The sequence below is a fragment of the Deltaproteobacteria bacterium genome, from assembly GCA_009692615.1.
GTDB lineage: Bacteria > Desulfobacterota > Binatia > UBA9968 > UBA9968 > DP-20.
Window position 1 is genome coordinate 20,956 of record SHYW01000041.1, and the last position, 18,329, is coordinate 39,284.

Here is an 18,329-nt window from a genome sequence, read left to right on the forward strand (position 1 = left end):
CTGCCAAGTTAAAAAAAGACCAGGCCTACCGGCCTACGCCGGAATGACGAACGAGAGGCTAATTGGGTCTCAACCAAGTACGGCCCTAAAATTTAGCAGTTAGCTACTCATTTCCCGTGCATCCCTCTGAACGCCGCTTCGACGTTGGTGGGAAACCGCTCCTTGGTCGCCCAGTGATCGTACTCCGGCATTTTTACTTCCTTCTGAATTTCGTTCAGCGTCTTTCCCGCTTTGACCAGCTTGCCGACGCGTTCCAATAGCAGCGCATAATATTTTCCCGTGTCCTCGAAAATCTTCGCCGTGCCGGGAATGCCGTGGCCGGGAATCACATGCTCAGGATTCAATGCTTTCATCATCTTCGCCGCCGCGAGAATATCGGGGATGGTCACGTTGGGACGAAAAATATTGAACTGGTTGACGACGATGCCCGACGCCGAGAACAGCACGCGCTCCTTGGGCAGCCATACCGCGCTATCGGCTTCGCTGTGCACATCCTTTTGAAAGAACAGCTCGAAAGTCCGCTCGCCGACGTTGAGCGTCATCTTGTCGCGATACTCCACTTGCGGGGTGACGAAGCGATACCCTTGCAACGCCGCGCGCATCTCCGGCGACGCGCCGGCCAGTTTTTCCACTCGCCCGGGGGCATCGCGCTCGCGGCCGCGCATCGACTCGCCGGCGCCTTGGTGGGCGATGATGATCGCTGGCGGTGCAAAGACGAAGTGGCCGGTGGTGTGATCGGGATGGGGCTCGGTGTCGATCAGATAACGGATCGGCAGCGGCGTGAGCTTTTTTACCGCAGCGAGGATCGCCTGGGAATCGGTCGGGTTATGGCCGCTGTCGATCAGCACGACGCCGTCTTGGGTGAGCACGATGCCGCAATTGGAATTGAGATCCTTGCCGACGTAAACATAAATCCCGTCGGCAATCTTTTTGAACTGCGGCCCGAGTTCCTGCGCCGAGACATTTTGCCACGACAACAGTCCGGCGAGCACGATTAAAACGAATAGAATTCTTACGCGCATCGAAGCCTCCTTGTCGAGATTGGAATGACCGCGAAGATACGAGGAAAGCTTTGCTGGTGTCAACTTTATTCGCTGCGCACGCCGTGCTCCGGCGGTTGGCGATAGAGCCGAGCAAAAAATCCTTCCTGCTCTAGCTCGCGCACCAAGGTCGAATCGGTCAGCGTCGCGGCGGATTTATTTTTAAGCCCCGGCTTGGCTGCGAACTCCTGGATGCCCAGCGCGACGTTGTCCAGTTTGGGATATGGCCGCTCGGGAATCGCCTGCTGCACATACGTCCGGTACATGAAATCGAGCAAGGCAGAATCGGTCACTTTCAGATAGCGTTTATAAATATCATCCGCCGCCGCACGATCGCGCCGCGCCAGCGCAATCGCTTCGCTCAGCGCTTGGACGAATCCTTTGACCGCGCTGGGCGAGGAACTTAGATAACTTCGGGTGACGGCAAAGTCGACGCCGGCACCGATGAATAATTTCAAGCTCTCGTTATCGGCGAGCACGCGAACCTTGCCGATCTCGCCGCGCCGCTCCAGGTCGAAGATGTTATCTTCATTGCTGGTAGTCGCATCGATCTCGCCCTTGAGAAGCGCATTCAAGCGCAGCACGCTGCGGCTGCCGAAGGGAACCAGAGTCATATCTTTATCGGCGTTGAAACCCAGCCGGCGCAAGGCCTCGCGGGTGATGCGGTCCTGGGAGCTGCCCGGCTCGCCGGTACCGATGCGCTTGCCTTTCAATTCACCGACGCTGGTGATATTTGGCCGCGCCACCAGCTTGAGCACGCTATAGCCAGTATTGGCGAAGAAAACCAAATCCGCGCCGTCGCCGACGGCCGACACCATCCAGTTCGCCGTGGCGACATAGATGTCCGCAATATTTTTACTCGCCCCCGCGGCGATCGCCTCACCGGAGTCGGGAGTTTTGATTTCAACGTTGAGCCCGTACTTTTTGAAAAGCCCGGCGTCCCGCGCCAACCACAACGGCAGCTTCGCCGGCCGGTCGGGATAGGAAAGCACGCTGACAGTTCGCAGCTCCGCGGCAAAGGTTCTTGACGGCACCATCATCAAGACAATCGACACAGCTAAATGCCTACCGCTTCGTCCCATAACTCTTACCCCCTCGCCCGCGAAGCGGGAGAGGGCGGGGGTGAGGGCTCTTCTGAAATTAACCACCCTCACCTTCATCCTCTCCCTCCTCTGGAGGGCGAGGAGAAAGAAAGAAGAACTGATTCGATCGTGTAGCGCAACATCATTGCCGCAGCGCTTCACTGCTCCGGCCGATCTTCAATCGGCCGCGGCAGCGGATTCTTATAATCCGCATGAAACGCCGTGTCGACCTTCTTACCGGCGCTAAATACCATCTCGACATTCTGCGTATCCGAAATATTCTTCAATGGATCGCCGCCGACAATCATGAGATCCGCGACTTTACCGGTTTCGACGCTGCCAAAATCTTTCTCCTTGCTCCACGCCTCGGCGACGTTGAGCGCCGCAGTGCGTATCGCTTGCACCGGCGTCAGCCCAGCTTCGACTAACATCTCCAGCTCGGCGTGCAGCGCGTATCCCGGCACGACATGATTGGGATCGGAACCGGAATGGATCTTACCGCCGGCGGCGGCAAACTTGCGCACGAACTCTTGCAGCATCCTGTAGCCGGCCACCACTTCCTTGCGTTTTTCCGGCGCCATCTTTTCATACTTGGCGAAAAAACTTTCCGTGTCTTTGAGAATATACGGCGGTAAATACTTTAATTGCGGATTACGCAGCAGCGCCAACTCGCGTTTCTTCATGCCATCGGCGTAAGTCGACAGCGGCCGAAACCAAGTCGCCCAGGTCGTGCTCCAGTGAACATTTTTCTCGATCATGGCGCGAATGATCTTGTCGAACATCGCCGGTTCCATCTGCGCGTGCACGTCGGCGGTGTCGACTTTGCCGAGCATGCGGCCGATGTCGAGAGATTGTTTCTTCTTCGGATCTTGAATCGACGTATAGACCACCGACCAAGAATGCTCCACGGACTGATAGCCGTTGGCCGCCGCGGTGAAAATGTCGAGAGAATGGCCGAACACCGGCCGCCCAAGTTTATGCGCCTCGTCCGCCGCCGCCTTGGCGACATGGGGTTTTAGCCGTTCGAAAAGTTTGATGCCGTCGACACCCTGAGCGACTAAATCGCGCACCGCCTTGCGCGCCTCTTCTTCACTATCGACAATGATGCTGGTGCGCTGGCGCCGCAGCGTGCCGGTGCCCTCGGGCGGCGGCCCATCGATGATGTTTGCCGACGCCCACACCCGCGGCCCACGAATCGTGCCGTTTTTGACGCCGTCGCGCTGCGCCGTGATCCATTCCACCGGGTTGTTAGAAATGTTCGGACAGGTAACCACGCCATAAGCGAGATAGAGTTCGCCCATCCAATCGCGGTAGTGGCAATGACCGTCGATCAAGCCAGGCAAAACAGTTTTACCTTTGGCATCGATCGATTCCGCATCCTGCGGAATCGCGACTTCGCCGCGCTTACCGACCGCCGCGAATTTCCCATCGCGAATGACGATGACGGAATCGGCAATCGCCGCGCGCCCCGTGCCGTCGATCAGCGTGCCACCTTGTATGACAATCGGCCGGCTCGGCGCCGTCGCTGAACAAGCGCCGAGCGTAAGCGTGAAAATAGATAAAGCCCAACGAGTGAGACAACGCTTTACGATCATCGATATTCCTCGCTGCGAATCATTGGAAAGAGACCACGAGATAGAGCGGCGCCGACTCGGACGTCGGGATGCCGGGATCGATCACCGTGATCTTATGCGTGCCGGCCGCTAACGGCGGAACTTGGACTTCCACCTCGCGGCCGCTGACAAACTTGCTATCGGCTTTCTTGCCGTCGATCAGCACCTGATGCGTCGGACGAAAATTCGCGCCGTTCAATTTTACCAGCCCCGCGTTGCCCGCGACCAACGACGCCGGCGCGAGTTGATTCAAGTTCGTCACATAGCGATCGGCAATCGTTCGCGGAATCGGGTTGCGATAGTTGGCGTGAAACGAAGTGTCCACCGGCTTGCCGTCCATGAAAACTTTCTCGACGTTTTGCGTCGCCGAGATGTCTTTCATAACGTCGCCGCGCACGATCACCAAATCGGCGACCTTGCCGTTCTCGACACTGCCGTAATCTTTGTCTTTGCCCCAAGCCTTGGCGACGTTAAGACTCGCCGATTGAATCGCGAAAAGCGGCGTCAAGCCGGCATCGATGTCGAGTTCGAGTTCCGCGTGCAAGGCATAGGCCGGCAACAACGTGCCCGGATCGGAACCTGAATGCATCTTGCCACCGGCGGCGACGTAGCGGCGCGCGAAGTCCTGAACTAGTTTGTAAGCGCCGACCAATGTTTCGCGCTTTTCCGGCGTCATTTTTTCGAAGCCGGCGAAATATCCTTCGACCGATTCCAAATTGTATGGCGGCAAGTAACTCAGACGGGGATTTTTGAGCAGCGCCAGCTCGCGCTTTTTCATCTCCGCGGCGCGCGGCGATAACGCGCGAAACTGCGTCGCCCAGGCTGGGCTCCAGTGAATGTCCTTGGCGACCATCGCTTTGATAATTTCATCGAACTGGTCCGGCACCATGTTGACATGCGCCTCCACCGTGCCGACTTTGCCGTTCATGCGGTCCATGTCGACTTCGGCGCGTTTCTTCACGTCGCGGATAGTCGTAAACATCACCGCCCAGGAGCGCTCGATCGAAGTGTACCCGGCGTCGATGGCTTCGAACATGTTGACCGAATGGCCGATCACCGGTTTTCCCAACTTCCGCGCCTCGTCGGCGATCGCCTTGGCAACCTCCGACGACACCCGCTCGAGAACTTTGAAACCGTCCATGCCCTTCTCAACATGGGCGCGCACCGCTTTGCGCGCTTCATCTTCAGTGCGGACGATAATGCTGCCGCGTTGCCAGCGCTGCTCGGGCATCCCGACCGGCCGCGGCCCATCGAGCGCGTGACCGGAGATCCACAAGCGCGGCCCGCGAATCTTACCCTTTTGAATGCCGTCCTTTTGCGCGATGATCCATTCCGTCGGACTGTTATTGATGTCCGGGCACGTCGTCACGCCGTAGGCGAGATAAAGTTCCCCGAGCCACTCCCAATAGTGACAGTGGCCGTCGATCAGCCCCGGCAGAATAGTTTTACCCTTGGCGTCGATCACCTGCGCGCCGCGCGGCAACGCAACCTCGCCGCGCTTACCGACGGATTGAATGCGCCCGTCCTGAAATACAATGACAGAATCCTCGACCGCGCTTCTGCCCGTGCCGTCGATCAATGTGCCGCCGACGACAGCGACGGGCCGCGTCTGCGCCGAAACGATTGGGTCGGCATACAGAATGAACAGTAAAATTCCGAAAGCCGCTCGCAGCGATGACTTACTATATTTCATCAGCGCCTCCCTACTTAGTTGCAAATTCAAATATGGAACATGCTTCGACAGGCTCAGCATGAACGGGCTATTACAATCATTTCATTCTTCTATCCGTTCGTCCTGAGCCTGTCGAAGGACTCCTAAAGAGTTTTTCAGCAACCTGCTATTTATATAACTGATCGATAAATCCGCTCTGATCGAGCTGTTTCAAATAAGTCAGGTTGAACAACTCGTCGGCTTTTAATTTTTTCACCAACGGCTCGCGCGCGCCCATGATATCGAGCGTCGCTTTCACCGCGTTCATGTCGGGATAGGGCTTGCGTCCCATCTGGTGTTGCGGATGGCTCTTGTAGGCCAGCTCGATCATATCGCGGTCTCGGCTGCGCAGCAGATCGGCGAAATATTGGCTGCTGCGCTCTTTGTCGTTAAGAAAGAAGCGCACGCCTTCGAGATAACCGCGCAGATATCGATTCATCGCGTCCGATTTTTTCGCAACGATGGCGGGCGTGGTGACGATGGTGCTGCCGAAAAACGGCAGCGTCGGCATATCGAGCACGCGAAAGCCGTTGCGCTTGGCGTAGGCCGACTCCGCCGATGAAAGCACCGTCGCGTCGATGGCGCCTTTTTCCATCGCCACGAAGCGCGCCTGGCCGACCTGCACGATAGCGATGTCTTTGTCCGCGTCCAATCCCAGTTTTTGAAACAGATAGCGCACCATCAGTTCCGAGATGCCGCCGAAGCGAATGATGCCGACTTTTTTATTTTTAAGTTGCTTGATGTCTTTGATCTCGGGCCGCGTCACTACGTCGTATTCGAGGGTATTCGATTGGGAAAGTAAGAAAGTCAGCTTAATGCCATGCGACATCGCTTGCAGCGCGGCGATCGGCGCGCGCAAGTCCAAATCGACATCGTTGTTGAGCAGCGCGCTGACCGCCGCCGGCCCGCCGGTGATCAAGATATGCTCGACATCGAGTCCGTATTTCTCGAACAACCCCGCGCGCTGCGCGATGTAGGAAATGACGACGGTGTTGCCGGTGACCGAAGCGTAAGAAATTCGGAGTTTTTCGGCGCGGAGCGGCGCTGTCGCGAAAAAAACGATGACCAGCAGCGACAGGCCGAATGGTAAGCGAATCCCCCGTCCACGTACCCAGTACCCCAACACTCCATTACTCCACTCTTCTACGTCTTATTCCGCGCCTTCACCCGTTGATTAAGCGACTGCAACACACCCGCGTCGATAGCCGCGATCACATCCACCGCCGCATCCAACTCTTCCTCCGTCATTCCCGCTTTCCTTGCGTCCGCAAGGCGCCGCTCCACTCACGGATCGCACAGCCGCATCATCGCGACGGATAAACCGATCAGCATCTTCTCGCGCTCAGTCAGACACTCGACGGCGTGAGCGTCTTTATAGAATGTTCGGAAATCGGCTTTTTTTGAAGACATGATTCACTCCCTTAGGTTTTTTGCCCTCACCCTTCTCCTTCGACTTTGCTCAGGACAGGCTCTCTCCCATCGGAATGGGCGAGGGTTAAGAAGTCGAAACCAGAAACTCGAAACTGATATCGGGCATCTGACTTCTGACAACTGACTACTGACTTCTGGCTTCTGGCTACTGCCCCTACGCCGGCTTCACGCCGGTGATCAGCGCGTAAGAAAAACTTCCCTTCACATGCGCGTGGTCACCGTGGGAATGCCAGCTGAAATAATTTTTCTTCATGCGCTCGGCCAACTCCGGCGCTTCCTTTTCCAACTCCAACGCCGCTTCAAGCCAATGGCGTCCGGTGGGGATGCCGTCCATGCCTTCTTGGTTGAACGGATAGGAAATTACGCTCTTGCGCGGCACGCGGTAGCCGGCCTTGGTCAGCAAACGTTCGATGCTGCTGACGGTGTGAAAGCGGAAGCCGTCGCCATGGGTGCGGCGAAACACTTGGTTGATCTTGGCTTCCAGCGCCACGTCGATGGCGTCTTTCGATTCTTCGATGACCGGATCGAGGACAACGAAGCGTCCGCCCGGTTTGAGCACGCGCTGCACTTCGCCGACGACGCCGGCGGGATTGCCGAAGTGATGCAAGCTGAACGACACGAAGGCGCGATCGAACAGACCGCTCTTGAACGGCAGCTTGTCGGCCTCGCCGGCGCTCAATTCATAGCGCTCGATGGGATCTTTATGATGATTGCCGACGTCGAGCATCGCCAGCGCTTCGTCGACACCGACGATGCGCCCGGACTGCATCTGCTTCGACAACGGCCGGGCGACGCGCCCAGTGCCGGTGGCCAAATCCAAAATCGCCTCGCCGCCCTTGAGCGTCAACGCCTCGATCAACTTCACCGTCAATTGGCTGCGCATATCCGACATGCCGCGCTGGTCGAACTCGGCGGCGTGGGTCGGATCTTTGAAGCGCGACTTGTGATCGTGATCATGGCCGGCGTCATGGGAATGGTCGTGATCGTGTCCGTGCTCGTGGGAATGCGCGGCTGGTTCGTGTGAGTGAGCAGCCTCGTGACCGTGCGAATGTCCGTGCCCGGAATCATGCTCGTGACCGTGTTCGTGTCCATGCGCGTCATGCGCATGACCGTGATCATGCTTGTCGTCATGTGCTTCGTGCCCGTGCGCATGCTCGCCCTTATGCTCATGCTTATGTTCGTCAGCCATTTTCTTTTCCTATCTTTCTTACTGTTGCCTACTGCCTTTTGACTGTTGCCTACCCTCACTTCTTCGACATCGCTATCATCGTATCCCACTGCTCCTCGGTCAGCTTCATGATCGACAAGCGCGAGTTGCGCACGAGATCGAAGTTGGCGAGCTTCTTGTCCGCTTTGACCTGCGCCAAAGTCACCGGCTTGGCCAACGCTTTCACCGCCTCGATATCGACCACAAGCATGCGCGGATTGTCTTTTTCCGGATCGGAGTACGCGCCGCCAAGCGCCCGCGCGATGCCCACGGCTTGGCGCTCGTCACCGGTGTGATAGATGAAAACCAAGTCGCCTTTTTTGATGTCCTTCAAGTGCATCAGCGCGAGATTATTCGCCACGTTGTCCCACTTGGTCGATTTGTCTTTCACCAAGTCCTGATACGAATAAACACTCGGTTCGGTTTTGAATAACCAACGGGTTGCCATGAAATATCCTCCGCTTCGTTTATAAATCAGCAACAGCCTCCAATACAATCCCTTGACGAAAGGCGACACATCGACCGCCACGATGTGAATGAGTTTGTCGACGGCATGCCAGTTGAAAAGTCGACGCGGAATAAATTTATTGAAAGACTTAGAAATTGATTGTCAGTCGGAAACTATGGACGCTCGGTTGGCAGCGACTAAGATTTGGCAAGCTGTTGGCTTTTGCCGCGCGGTAATTTGGTTAATTGGATCACCAGCCGCAACGCTTCGTTGACCGCTTCCGAATTGTTCGCAAAAGCCCTGGCTACATCCGGCGCCAATAGCACCAAGTTAGTACCAGCCCGGTACCGTTCCGCGTACTTCCCTCTCACGCCACCTTTGAGCAGTTTCCGCATGTCGTATTCTGGCCGTAGCTCGTCAGCAAGTTCACTTAGGTCACTTTTTTGTTTCTTCTTCATATGGTTCGATGAAAGGGTAGCAGCTTCATTCTTTTTTAAGAAGCGTAACTATGGCTCAAGTGATGGTCGCTTCGGCACCGATTCGGAAGGGCAACCACAGGGGGTTGCCCCTACAAATACGATTCCCTTTTGCGTTCTTTGCGGTTAACACTCCGAATCCGAATCTTCTTCTCTTTGACCTCTGTGCTTCGGTTGTGGCTTTGCCGCGCTGTGCTAACGTAGGGCCATCGTATCGGAGGAACCCATGGCGCGCATCCGACACATTGCGATACTCACGGAAGACGTGGAAAAGCTGGTGCAGTTTTACACCGAGGGATTTGGGCTCAAGATCGTTCACGGCGTCGGCACGGCGACTTATCTGACAGACGGGCATATCAACTTAGCGATCATCCCCGTCGGACCGGAGCGCGAGATAGAAGGACCGCAATTGCAGACGGGGATCAACCACTTCGGCTTCGAAGTCGAAGATGTCGCGGCAGTCCGCGAAGCGTGCAAAAATCTCAACGCCGCCACCGGCGTCGACAAACGTCCACCCAACCGCGAAGCCGAATACCGCGTCCTCGACCCCGACGGCAATCCCATCGATCTATCTCAACACGGTTGGCCGCATTGACCGGCGAAAGATTTTCCACGCCAATGAGTTTCCCGTGAGCGCAACCCTCCTCCGCGTTGTCCTTATCGTCTTAGGATTTCTGATTGTTATCAGCCTTTGGGGGTTTTATGCTTCGATTCGCCCACCGAAGATTATTTTCTCGCGCACCCCGCGCGATTTAAAAATGAATTGTGAGGACGTGTCGTTCAGAACCGCGGACGGCCTCACGCTGCGCGGCCGGCACATCCCCTCCGCTAAAACGACCGACAAGACCTTGATCCTGCTTCACGGCTATCCCGCGGACAAGGGAAACATCTTGCCTGCATTGGCGTTTCTCCAGGGAGATTTCAATCTCCTATTGTTCGATTTCCGTTATCTGGGCCAAAGCGAAGGGAGCTATTCCACGGCCGGCGCCAAAGAGGTCGAGGATCTCCTAGCGGCCGTGCAATTTCTCAAAACGAGAGGGGTAAAGGAAGTGGGCGTGTGGGGATTTTCCATGGGCGGCGCCGTGGCATTGATGGCCATCGAGAAAGCTCCCGAGATCAAAGCGGTCATTGCCGAATCGAGTTACGCCAGCCTCGCGCACATGGCTTTGGAACTCTTCAGAATTCCCTTGCTCAATTATCCCGTCGCCTATCTTGTCGGTTTGTGGGCCAAGCTTTTTCTTGGCATCGACCTAAGAGATGTCTCACCGGCAGAACGAGTGCGCCATACCTTGGCGCCGATTCTCTTGATCCATTCGTCGGCGGATGCCGTGATCCCCTTTTCCCACGCGCGGTTGTTGCAAGAAGCGCTGAAACCCAATCCGCGCGCCGAATTTTGGTTCCACGAGGGATATGCCCATGGTCAGTTAGCTGCCGATTACCAGAGCCGGGTGAGAAATTTTTTTCACAAAAACTTGTAAGAGCGACGCCCGCAGAAGCCTGAGCCTGCCGAGGAAATGGGGAGCGAGCGAGCCGGCCAATTCTTCCCGTCTGTCAAGCCTGACGTGGACTTCTTCGAACTTAAGAACTTCGAACTTCGTTTCCAGAATTTCGGAAACGTGGAAGCTCGCCCCACACTTTGAATCCAGGCTGAAGAGGCGATACCGGTCTTGCTTGGGGAATACCGACGGACGTGCGAAAACGAGTATCAAGTTTGCCGGGCCTGAACTCGACGGGAATGGCCGCAATTGCAGACGGGAATAAACCACTTCGGCTTCGAAGTCGAAGACGTAGCCGCTGTACGCGAAGCGTGCAAAAATCTCAACACCGCCACCGGGGTCGACAAACGCCCGCCCAACCGCGAAGCAGAGTACCGCGTCCTCGACCCCGACGGCAACCCCATCGATCTCTCGCAGCATGGCTGGCCGCATTAGCGAGAGAAACCTTTCTCACGCGCTGCAAAGGATATTGTCGAGCGAGCCGACAGCGAGCGCATCATCGCCAAGTACATGACGATCACCGACCCCAAGCTGATCGCCACAGAGTTCGATTTCGTCTCGGCGCTGATGCCCGACTACATCGCGCCGACGTTGGATGGCATCAAACTCATCCTGGAAAATTTCGGCAAAAAATACCCCGACGCCCCGCGGCACGATCCCAAGGAATTCGCCGACGGCTCGATCATCGAGCGTTTGAAGCAGGAAAAGTTTGCCGAAGGGCTGAAGTCTTGACGGGAGCGAAGTCGACAATTCAACATAGGGCGCGAGTACTCATCGAAATAAAGGTATCGCTTTGATTAGGAATGGTTATACTTCCGGTGCGCGCTGGGAGATCTGAAGCAGTCGCAAGCAGTTGGTAATACACTCGTCGCTTTGACTCGGCGGCTTCGATGGGTTGCGCTTTGCAAACCATTGATACAACGGGTAAGACTCACAACGTCATGATCCTTAAGTACCGAAATACACGGGTCGGTAGGCTCGACAGTTAGTTCGCACCCGCCTCTCCGAGAGCTGTATGAGCATCTACGTCGAGATCGTTGTCCGGGCGCCGATGGAGACACTCTGGGCACACACGCAGACGCCAGAGCTTCACGAGCGGTGGGATCTCCGCTTCTCTCGAATCGATTACCTGCCGAGGAGTGGCGAGACCGAACCGCAGCGCTTCCGTTACGCCACGCGCATTGGTTTTGGACTAGCAGTCGCCGGCGAAGGCGAAAGCGTAGGCGAGGGAAGCCTTGCGAACGGCAGCCGTTCCTCGGCTCTGAAATTCAGCTCGGACGATGCCCGCTCCATTATTCGCGAAGGCAGTGGCTACTGGAAGTATATTCCGACCGCGGAAGGCATACGTTTCCTCACCTGGTACGACTACCGCACACGCTTCGGTGCCTTCGGCGCACTATGTGATAGACTCGTCTTCCGACTCTCATGGGATGGGCCACCGCGTGGAGTTTCGACCGCCTCCGTCTTTGGCTTGAGGACGGCGTCGATCCGACCCAAGCTATGCGCCAGACGCTCGTCCATATCGTGGCACGCGTCGGCCTCGCGCTGATTTTCGCGTATCATGGCCTTGTACCGAAACTGCTCGCACCCTACGCCGACGAGGTTGCCATGCTCCGCGACGCCGGCATCGCCACTGAGGGTACAGGCGCCGTGTTGACTCTTCTAGGTATCGCGGAAATATTGCTGGCGCTCGGCCTACTGCTCTTCTGGCACCGCCGGTGGCCGCCATGGGTCTGCTTTGGACTGATGTGGCCGGTGATCATCAGCGTGGCCGTGAGCTCTCCACAATACCTCGGTGCGGCCTTCAATCCGGTGTCGTTGAATCTGGCGGTCGCATGTCTTGCGGTCATCGATCTGATGGTGCTCAGAGGACTTCCGTCGGCGGCACGCTGTCGGAGGCGACCACTTTCCGAGACATCATGACCTCCATCTATCAGCGCGTCCTTGGTTCCGACTTCGCTCGCTTGCATCCGGCGATCCAGCGTCGATTCGGATTCACAACCAGCGATAACATCGCCTCGATCGGGCGTGGCGTCATGGAAGAAGTCTGGAAAGGGCGGTTCTACACCATACCGTTCCTTTACGTTGGCACGTGGCGCCGCATCATGTTTCCTGAAACCGGACGCAATATCCCGTTCACGATTGAGAACTATGCGTTTGTCGACCAGTTCGGCCGCGAGACGGTGTCCTGGATTCGTACTTTCCAGTCCCGGCGCACGCGCCGCTTCGACGCGTACATGATCTACAGCGAAGCACGTGGCCGCATTGTCGATTATCTCGGCTCGCATGAGCACTTGGCTGTTGATATCGACCTGTCAGTCGATGAGGCAGGTGGACTTCGCCTCCGTTCGGGTGCACAGCGCTTTTACGAAGGGCCCATTAGCTTCAACTTTCCATTGTTCTTTAGTGGTATCGCGGACGTGCGCGAGTGGTATGACGAGAAGACGCAACGCTTCCGTATTGTAGTGAACGTTCAAAATAAGACTTGGGGCCCGCTGTTCGGGTATCACGGCAGCTTCGATGTAGAGTGGCGGAAAGTTGCAGACGGCGCCCTGCCCGGCCACATCCTGCCGAGCCGACAGGAACGTCGCGAATAATGGCAACCGCCGAAGAAGCATCATCCCCCCCTAACATGCGTTTCAGCCGCTGCGGTTGAAACTCGATGGTGAATCACTCGTGTTATCCTAATGTCGATTGTCGAGGAGAGACCCATGGCGCGCATCCGACACATTGCGATACTCACGGAAGACGTGGAAAAACTGGTGAAGTTCTACACGGAGGGATTTGGCCTAAAGATCGTTCACGGCGTCGGCACGGCGACTTATCTGACCGACGGTCATATCAACTTGGCGATCATCCCCATCGGCCCGGAGCGCGAGATCGAAGGGCCGCAACTTCAGACCGGCATCAACCACTTCGGCTTCGAAGTCGACGATGTCGCCGCCGTGCGCAAGAGATGCAAGGGACTCAACGCAGCAGAAGACGTGAGGAAACGCCCGCCCAATCGCGAAGCCGAATACCGCTTGCTCGACCCGGACGGCAACCCCGTCGACCTATCGCAACATGGCTGGCCGCATTGAGATTGAATCCAACTGCCAATTCAACACCTGGTTGATCCTGCTGGCTGCTGTAAGCCGAGAGAGATATTAATTCGTCAACTAGCGGTCAAATTTTCTCGTCGTCATACCGGCGAAGGCCGGTATCCAGGGGCGGTTGGCCCGGGAGGGTCTCGACCCTCCCCTACATTCAGAGGACGAATGAGAATCCACTCATTAGAACCACTGCTTCTGCTTCTGAATAAACTCCGCCAGCCGATAGCTCAGCGCCGCCACCGTCGCGGTTGGCGGATAGCCGGCCATGGTGGGAAACACCGACGAGCCGACGATGAACAGATTGTCGACGTCGTGAGTCTGGCAGTCGGCGTTGACCACGGAATTGTTCGGGTCGGCGCCCATGCGCGTGCCGCCGGCCCAACGGTTGGGGCGGCCTTTTTCGACGGTCCACACTTTATTCGCACCGGTGGCGCGCATGATTTTATCGCCGACGCCGGCCAGGTATTTTTGCAAGCGCTGTTCGTTCTGATGAAATTCGAAAGTCACCCGCGGCAGCGGCAGCCCCCAGCGGTCGCGATAACGCGGATCGAGATCGACGCGATTGTCCGGATGCGGCAGCGTTTCGGGCTGCATGTTCAAATCCATGATTCGCGTGTAGTAGCGCGTGTAAAAATCTTTGAACGCTTTGCCCCAGCCGGGCACCCCCGGCGGCAAAACATCGAAGCGGCTGATCGGCGTGCCGTCGCCGCTGGTGCCGATGGTCCCGCCGCGAATGAAACCTAGATCGTTATGATCGAAGTTGTTGCCGTTGAAATCGTCGATGCGCATCGCCGCCGAGCCCGGTCCGATGAAACCGTTGATGATGTAATCGTCGAAGGCGCCCATGGAGCGCACGTCGCCATGGGCCATGATATTGCGGCCGACGTAGCCGCTGCTGTTGGCCAGTCCCTTGGAGAATCGCCCCTTGCCGGTTTTGGAAATCAGCAGCAAGCGCGCATGCTCGAAGACAAAGGCGCTCAAGATCACCACCCGGGCGCGCTGCTCATGCGCCACGCCCTCGGGATCGAAATAGCTCACGCCGTTAACGCGGCCGGCGCTATCGACGTTGATGCGAAATACTTTTGAATTGGTCTTGAGATCGAAGTTGCCGGTTTCCAACGCGACGGGAATGGCGATGTAGAGCGACGCCGACTTGGCATGGATATGGCAGCCGTAAAAATTACAGTGGCCGCAGTAAACGCACGCCGGACGCTGGCCGATGCGCGTGTCGAATGGCGCCGCCGGTTTGTACGGCTCCGAAGCGATACCCGCCGACGTATCGTAAGGATGATAGCCGAGTTTTTTGCATGCTTCGGTGAACAGCTCCATCTTGCCGCTGTGACGCAGCGGCGGCAGCGGAAAACCGCGCTGGCGCGGTCCGGCGAAAGGATTGGCGCCGGCTTGACCGGAGATGCCGAACTCCCATTCGAACTTTTCATAGTAGGGATCGAGGTCGTCGTAGCTGAGCGGCCAATCGATGATATCGTAGCCGGTTAAATCTGCTTTAGCCCGTTCGGCGACGCCGCTGGCGATCTCATTGGTGTGAAGTTTAAAATCGCCCGGCATGTAGCGCGACGACTGGCCGGTCCAGTGCAGCAACGCGCCGCCTAAAACGTTGAGCGGGCTAGTGCGGAATTGCCGATCGGTTTTATCGCCCGCCTTGCGCCGGATCGTCGTCGGTTCATGGCGCACCCAGTCGAGGGTTTCTGGACGGATCAGAAATCGGACCGAATCGCGCGGCGCATAATCTTCTTTCTTAGGCGCCGGGCCGCGTTCGAAGCCGACGACTTTCAAACCGGCGGACGCGAGTTCTTTGGCGAGAATCCCGCCCATGCCGCCGACGCCGACGATGCAAACATCGGCGATCTCTTGGGGCGCGCTCATTTCGCCACCGTCTTACGGCTGTCCACCGCGACAGGTTCGACATCGACGCGCTTATTGATGTACGGATCGGGATAACCGAACTGCTGGCCGGGAAAATCCACCAAGCGCCAGCCGGCCATGTTTTTGTTGCCGCCATATTCCGGCTCGCAAAACACCCCTTCCAAAACATGGCAGCGCACGGTCTCGAAAAATTCCGCCGCCGCTTTGAAACTGTCGGCATTGCCGGCTTCGAAGTCGCGCAACAGCGCATCCATGGAGTCCTCCGGCAGCTCGACAAATCGCTTGCCGAACTTGGTGCGGGCGTAACGTTGCAGCGCGCGCAGCCCTTGGCGATAGAGCGGCACGAGCGCGGCATAATCGCCGGCCAACGCCACTTCGATGTAATTCACCGCGCCGATCTCCACCGCGCCGGGCGTTTCGGTCTTTGGAAAAATCCGCCCAGCCATAGCCGCCAAAGTCGCGGCCTCTTCATCGTTCAGCACTTTCGCCGATGTCGTCTTGTTATCGCTCGTCGCCATGTAAATTTGATCCGCTCCCGTCGAATATCGTCCTACTTGCATAGCAGATATCGCCGCCAAAAAGGTAGTGCAAGGCAGAAAAATTTAGCGCGGCGCGGCGCGCGACATTAGCGGAAATAAAACTGGCGGAACTCACTGGCGTAGCGATTGATATCGTCGGAGACGCTCGGATTGATGGCGGCGAGCTTGAGTTTACTATGATGCATTTCCGGCACCAGCGGCTCGACGTCGCTTCGTCCGGAAAGGCGATTGGCGCTGCGCAATTGCTGCTGCGATTCGTAGGACAACATGAAATCGAGGAGCAATTTGCCGGCGTTCGGATGAGGCGCTTTGGCGGCCAAACCGGCCGGCGACAGCGCGACGAAAACTGGGTTGACGGTTTTCACCCAATCGATCGGCGCGCCGGCTTTTTTCATCGACTCGACGCGGTGGGCGTAGACAATGCCGATAGGAAATTCGCCGGCGGCGATCAGCTGGGAAATCAAGGTATGCCCCTTGCGCCAGTGAACTTGCTGCTGCGCCAAGGCGCGATGATAACTCTGCGCCCGCTCCCGTCCCCACACTTCAACGGTAGCGCCGAACCATTCATACTCTTCCTGATCCATGCCGATCTTGCCGCGCCATTTAGGGTGGAGCAGATCCTGCCAATCCGCCGGCGCCTCCTTGGCGCTCACCAACTTGGGGTTGAAGCCGAGGACGTAATAATTATTGTTGACGCTCGCCCAATAACCGTCGGGGTCTTTGAACTGTTCTAAATACGCCGCGTGTTCGGGCGAGCGATAGGGTTGCACCAGGCGCAGCTTTTTCAACGGATTGATCACCGTGATGTTGATCACGTCCACAAAGCTGCGCCCGGCGCGGTCCTCAGTGATGATACGATTGAGCAGCGGCTCGGCGCTCATGCGCAACAAGTCCGTTTTAATGAACGGATACTTCTGCTCGAAACGCTGCAACAGCGGCCGCGAGTCGTTGATGTTGAGCGGCGTATAGAAAACCACTTGGCCTTCTTTGTGCGCCGCCTCGATCAATGCGGTCGAAGGCGTTACCGTTTGCGCCGCCAGATGTTTGAGAAACAGACCCTGACTACCCAACAGGATTGCCAGACAAAGGAAGAGTTGCATCACACCTCCGATCTTTACCGCCACCCACTCATTTAATTCGTCGACTCTTCGTTTCGTCATACCGGCGCAGGCCGGTATCCATCTTTGTTGCCAACGCCACCACTCCCCTGGATGCCGGCCGGAGTCTATCCTGAGCAAAGTCGAAGGGCCGGCATGACGACGTGAAACACCGCACGATGCTATTTGAACTCCTGAGCTACTCCGTTACGTCACCTTCGCATCAAATTTCTTCACCGGCTGCTCAGCCATCAATTTCGCGAAGCAATCGAGCAACCGCGCAGGCGCTCTTTCAACCACGAGCAACGCGCGATGCTTCGGCTTAATGAAATCTTGTTCAACGGCATGGTCGAGAAACTGAATCAGCGGATCGTAATAACCGGCAACGTTGAGCAAGCCGCAAGGCTTGGCATGAATCCCCAACTGCGCCCAGCTCAACACTTCGAAAAATTCTTCCATGGTGCCAATGCCGCCGGGCATAGCGATGAAGCCGTCAGACAGCTCGGCCATCAGCGCCTTGCGCTCATGCATCGACTGCACGATACGCAATTCGCTCAAGCCTCGGTGCGCCACTTCTTTGCTGACTAAAGAATCGGGAATCACGCCTATCACCTGGCCACAGAGTTCGAGCACGGTATCGGCAATCACCGTCATCAAACCAACGTTGCCACCGCCGTAAACGAGACCGTAATTGCGCGCGACCAACTCGCGGCCAAGTCGTGTCGCCGCCTCGGCGTATTCACCGCGCGCGCCATGGCGCGATCCAGTAAAGACACAGATTCGCCCGGTCAAATTACTCATAGAAGTAAAACTCTCCGCAAAATCTCCTCATCGCCCTGCTTTACTACGGCGCCGATTGTAAATGGAAGCACCGCGTTCGTCCATGGCCTGAGAGCGACCCGAACAATTTGATTTGGCGGAACAGGTAGCGTTGACAAGTCGGTGGGAGCTGTTGGATATTGCAACCGATTTAGATTTTATTGTTGGAGCCTTCGCCGGAGATAAGCCGACCGGCTTTTATCGCCGCCTACGACGGCTCACTTAATAATAGGCGTCATAGACAAACGTGTCGTGGCAACGTCAATATGTCATGTTAACAGCAACGCGATTATGTCAGGGTAGTGCGTTGGGTTGAGGTCGTAAGTTAGAAACCTGGCCATAGCGGAACCCCACCTTGTTGGAGTTGGTTCGATATAGGCCAAGTGTGTGCGTC

Annotated in this window: 18 protein-coding genes and 1 pseudogene; 7 read left to right on the forward strand and 12 right to left on the reverse strand. The window is 56.8% G+C overall.

All coding sequences use genetic code 11. The features are described from left to right. Positions 1-107 precede the first annotated feature (107 nt). From EXR70_11810 to EXR70_11845, 8 genes are all read right to left on the reverse strand, one after another. Positions 108-1,022, reverse strand: coding sequence for an MBL fold metallo-hydrolase (locus EXR70_11810; GenBank protein ID MSP39167.1), 915 nt, complete (start codon positions 1,020-1,022; stop codon positions 108-110). Positions 1,023-1,087: 65 nt separating this feature from the next. Then, positions 1,088-2,200 (reverse strand): hypothetical protein, encoded by a 1,113-nt coding sequence (locus EXR70_11815; protein MSP39168.1) that lies wholly within the window; start codon positions 2,198-2,200, stop codon positions 1,088-1,090. Positions 2,201-2,280: 80 nt separating this feature from the next. Beyond that, positions 2,281-3,717 (reverse strand): hypothetical protein, encoded by a 1,437-nt coding sequence (locus EXR70_11820; GenBank protein ID MSP39169.1) that lies wholly within the window; start codon positions 3,715-3,717, stop codon positions 2,281-2,283. 19 nt (positions 3,718-3,736) lie between these two features. Further along, entirely contained in the window at positions 3,737-5,488 is a 1,752-nt protein-coding gene (locus tag EXR70_11825; protein MSP39170.1) for a hypothetical protein, read from the reverse strand. Positions 5,489-5,573: 85 nt separating this feature from the next. Further along, positions 5,574-6,572, reverse strand: a complete 999-nt coding sequence (locus tag EXR70_11830) for an ABC transporter substrate-binding protein (protein ID MSP39171.1) — start codon at positions 6,570-6,572, stop codon at positions 5,574-5,576. Between the two features lie 459 nt (positions 6,573-7,031). Further along, positions 7,032-8,066, reverse strand: coding sequence for a methyltransferase domain-containing protein (locus tag EXR70_11835; protein MSP39172.1), 1,035 nt, complete (start codon positions 8,064-8,066; stop codon positions 7,032-7,034). A gap of 55 nt (positions 8,067-8,121) precedes the next feature. Further along, positions 8,122-8,532, reverse strand: a complete 411-nt coding sequence (locus EXR70_11840) for an EVE domain-containing protein (GenBank protein ID MSP39173.1) — start codon at positions 8,530-8,532, stop codon at positions 8,122-8,124. A 197-nt stretch (positions 8,533-8,729) separates the two neighbouring features. After that, positions 8,730-8,990 (reverse strand): hypothetical protein, encoded by a 261-nt coding sequence (locus EXR70_11845; GenBank protein MSP39174.1) that lies wholly within the window; start codon positions 8,988-8,990, stop codon positions 8,730-8,732. Between the two features lie 244 nt (positions 8,991-9,234). Between EXR70_11845 and EXR70_11850 the strand changes: the two genes are divergently transcribed. The 7 genes and pseudogenes from EXR70_11850 (at position 9,235) to EXR70_11880 (ending at position 13,584) form a co-directional block, all read left to right on the forward strand. Further along, positions 9,235-9,603 carry a VOC family protein gene (locus EXR70_11850; protein MSP39175.1) on the forward strand — a complete coding sequence of 123 codons (369 nt, stop codon included), beginning with the start codon at positions 9,235-9,237 and terminating at the stop codon, positions 9,601-9,603. Then, complete coding sequence (locus EXR70_11855; protein MSP39176.1) at positions 9,458-10,486, forward strand: alpha/beta fold hydrolase; 1,029 nt, start codon at positions 9,458-9,460, stop codon at positions 10,484-10,486. Before EXR70_11850 ends, EXR70_11855 begins: the two co-directional genes overlap by 146 nt. Positions 10,487-10,753: 267 nt before the next feature. Further along, on the forward strand, positions 10,754-10,939 hold the full coding sequence (locus EXR70_11860) for a VOC family protein (protein ID MSP39177.1): 186 nt from the start codon (positions 10,754-10,756) through the stop codon (positions 10,937-10,939). A gap of 75 nt (positions 10,940-11,014) precedes the next feature. After that, a complete protein-coding gene (locus tag EXR70_11865) occupies positions 11,015-11,236 on the forward strand; it encodes a hypothetical protein (GenBank protein MSP39178.1) in 222 nt (73 codons plus the stop codon). A 283-nt stretch (positions 11,237-11,519) separates the two neighbouring features. Next, positions 11,520-12,427 (forward strand): annotated as a pseudogene (locus EXR70_11870) (hypothetical protein). Further along, a complete protein-coding gene (locus EXR70_11875; protein MSP39179.1) occupies positions 12,424-13,101 on the forward strand; it encodes a DUF4166 domain-containing protein in 678 nt (225 codons plus the stop codon). The pseudogene EXR70_11870 and the gene EXR70_11875 overlap by 4 nt, the downstream one beginning before the upstream one ends. A gap of 90 nt (positions 13,102-13,191) precedes the next feature. Further along, entirely contained in the window at positions 13,192-13,584 is a 393-nt protein-coding gene (locus EXR70_11880; GenBank protein ID MSP39180.1) for a VOC family protein, read from the forward strand. Positions 13,585-13,776: 192 nt separating this feature from the next. On the opposite strand, the gene EXR70_11885 is transcribed toward EXR70_11880, so the two are convergent. The 4 genes from EXR70_11885 to EXR70_11900 form a co-directional block, all read right to left on the reverse strand. Continuing rightward, positions 13,777-15,480 carry a GMC family oxidoreductase gene (locus EXR70_11885; protein ID MSP39181.1) on the reverse strand — a complete coding sequence of 568 codons (1,704 nt, stop codon included), beginning with the start codon at positions 15,478-15,480 and terminating at the stop codon, positions 13,777-13,779. Beyond that, positions 15,477-16,040, reverse strand: coding sequence for a gluconate 2-dehydrogenase subunit 3 family protein (locus tag EXR70_11890; GenBank protein ID MSP39182.1), 564 nt, complete (start codon positions 16,038-16,040; stop codon positions 15,477-15,479). The genes EXR70_11885 and EXR70_11890 overlap by 4 nt, the downstream gene beginning before the upstream one ends. Before the next feature lie 65 nt (positions 16,041-16,105). After that, a complete protein-coding gene (locus tag EXR70_11895; protein MSP39183.1) occupies positions 16,106-17,179 on the reverse strand; it encodes an extracellular solute-binding protein in 1,074 nt (357 codons plus the stop codon). 144 nt (positions 17,180-17,323) lie between these two features. Continuing rightward, positions 17,324-17,917 (reverse strand): TIGR00730 family Rossman fold protein, encoded by a 594-nt coding sequence (locus EXR70_11900; GenBank protein ID MSP39184.1) that lies wholly within the window; start codon positions 17,915-17,917, stop codon positions 17,324-17,326. Positions 17,918-18,329 lie beyond the last annotated feature (412 nt).

Excerpts from the sequence above, each read along its gene's own strand:
- EXR70_11865 (MSP39178.1), top strand. The coding sequence starts at position 11,015 with ATGACGATCACCGACCCCAAGCTGATCGCCACAGAGTTCGATTTCGTC.
- EXR70_11875 (MSP39179.1), top strand. The coding sequence starts at position 12,424 with ATGACCTCCATCTATCAGCGCGTCCTTGGTTCCGACTTCGCTCGCTTG.
- EXR70_11895 (MSP39183.1), bottom strand. The coding sequence starts at position 17,179 with ATGACGAAACGAAGAGTCGACGAATTAAATGAGTGGGTGGCGGTAAAG.
- EXR70_11880 (MSP39180.1), top strand. The coding sequence starts at position 13,192 with ATGTCGATTGTCGAGGAGAGACCCATGGCGCGCATCCGACACATTGCG.
- EXR70_11825 (MSP39170.1), bottom strand. The coding sequence starts at position 5,488 with ATGCTGAGCCTGTCGAAGCATGTTCCATATTTGAATTTGCAACTAAGT.
- EXR70_11835 (MSP39172.1), bottom strand. The coding sequence starts at position 8,066 with ATGGCTGACGAACATAAGCATGAGCATAAGGGCGAGCATGCGCACGGG.
- EXR70_11840 (MSP39173.1), bottom strand. The coding sequence starts at position 8,532 with ATGGCAACCCGTTGGTTATTCAAAACCGAACCGAGTGTTTATTCGTAT.
- EXR70_11850 (MSP39175.1), top strand. The coding sequence starts at position 9,235 with ATGGCGCGCATCCGACACATTGCGATACTCACGGAAGACGTGGAAAAG.
- EXR70_11820 (MSP39169.1), bottom strand. The coding sequence starts at position 3,717 with ATGATCGTAAAGCGTTGTCTCACTCGTTGGGCTTTATCTATTTTCACG.
- EXR70_11815 (MSP39168.1), bottom strand. The coding sequence starts at position 2,200 with ATGAAGGTGAGGGTGGTTAATTTCAGAAGAGCCCTCACCCCCGCCCTC.
- EXR70_11845 (MSP39174.1), bottom strand. The coding sequence starts at position 8,990 with ATGAAGAAGAAACAAAAAAGTGACCTAAGTGAACTTGCTGACGAGCTA.
- EXR70_11855 (MSP39176.1), top strand. The coding sequence starts at position 9,458 with ATGTCGCGGCAGTCCGCGAAGCGTGCAAAAATCTCAACGCCGCCACCG.
- EXR70_11810 (MSP39167.1), bottom strand. The coding sequence starts at position 1,022 with ATGCGCGTAAGAATTCTATTCGTTTTAATCGTGCTCGCCGGACTGTTG.
- EXR70_11885 (MSP39181.1), bottom strand. The coding sequence starts at position 15,480 with ATGAGCGCGCCCCAAGAGATCGCCGATGTTTGCATCGTCGGCGTCGGC.
- EXR70_11900 (MSP39184.1), bottom strand. The coding sequence starts at position 17,917 with ATGAGTAATTTGACCGGGCGAATCTGTGTCTTTACTGGATCGCGCCAT.
- EXR70_11890 (MSP39182.1), bottom strand. The coding sequence starts at position 16,040 with ATGCAAGTAGGACGATATTCGACGGGAGCGGATCAAATTTACATGGCG.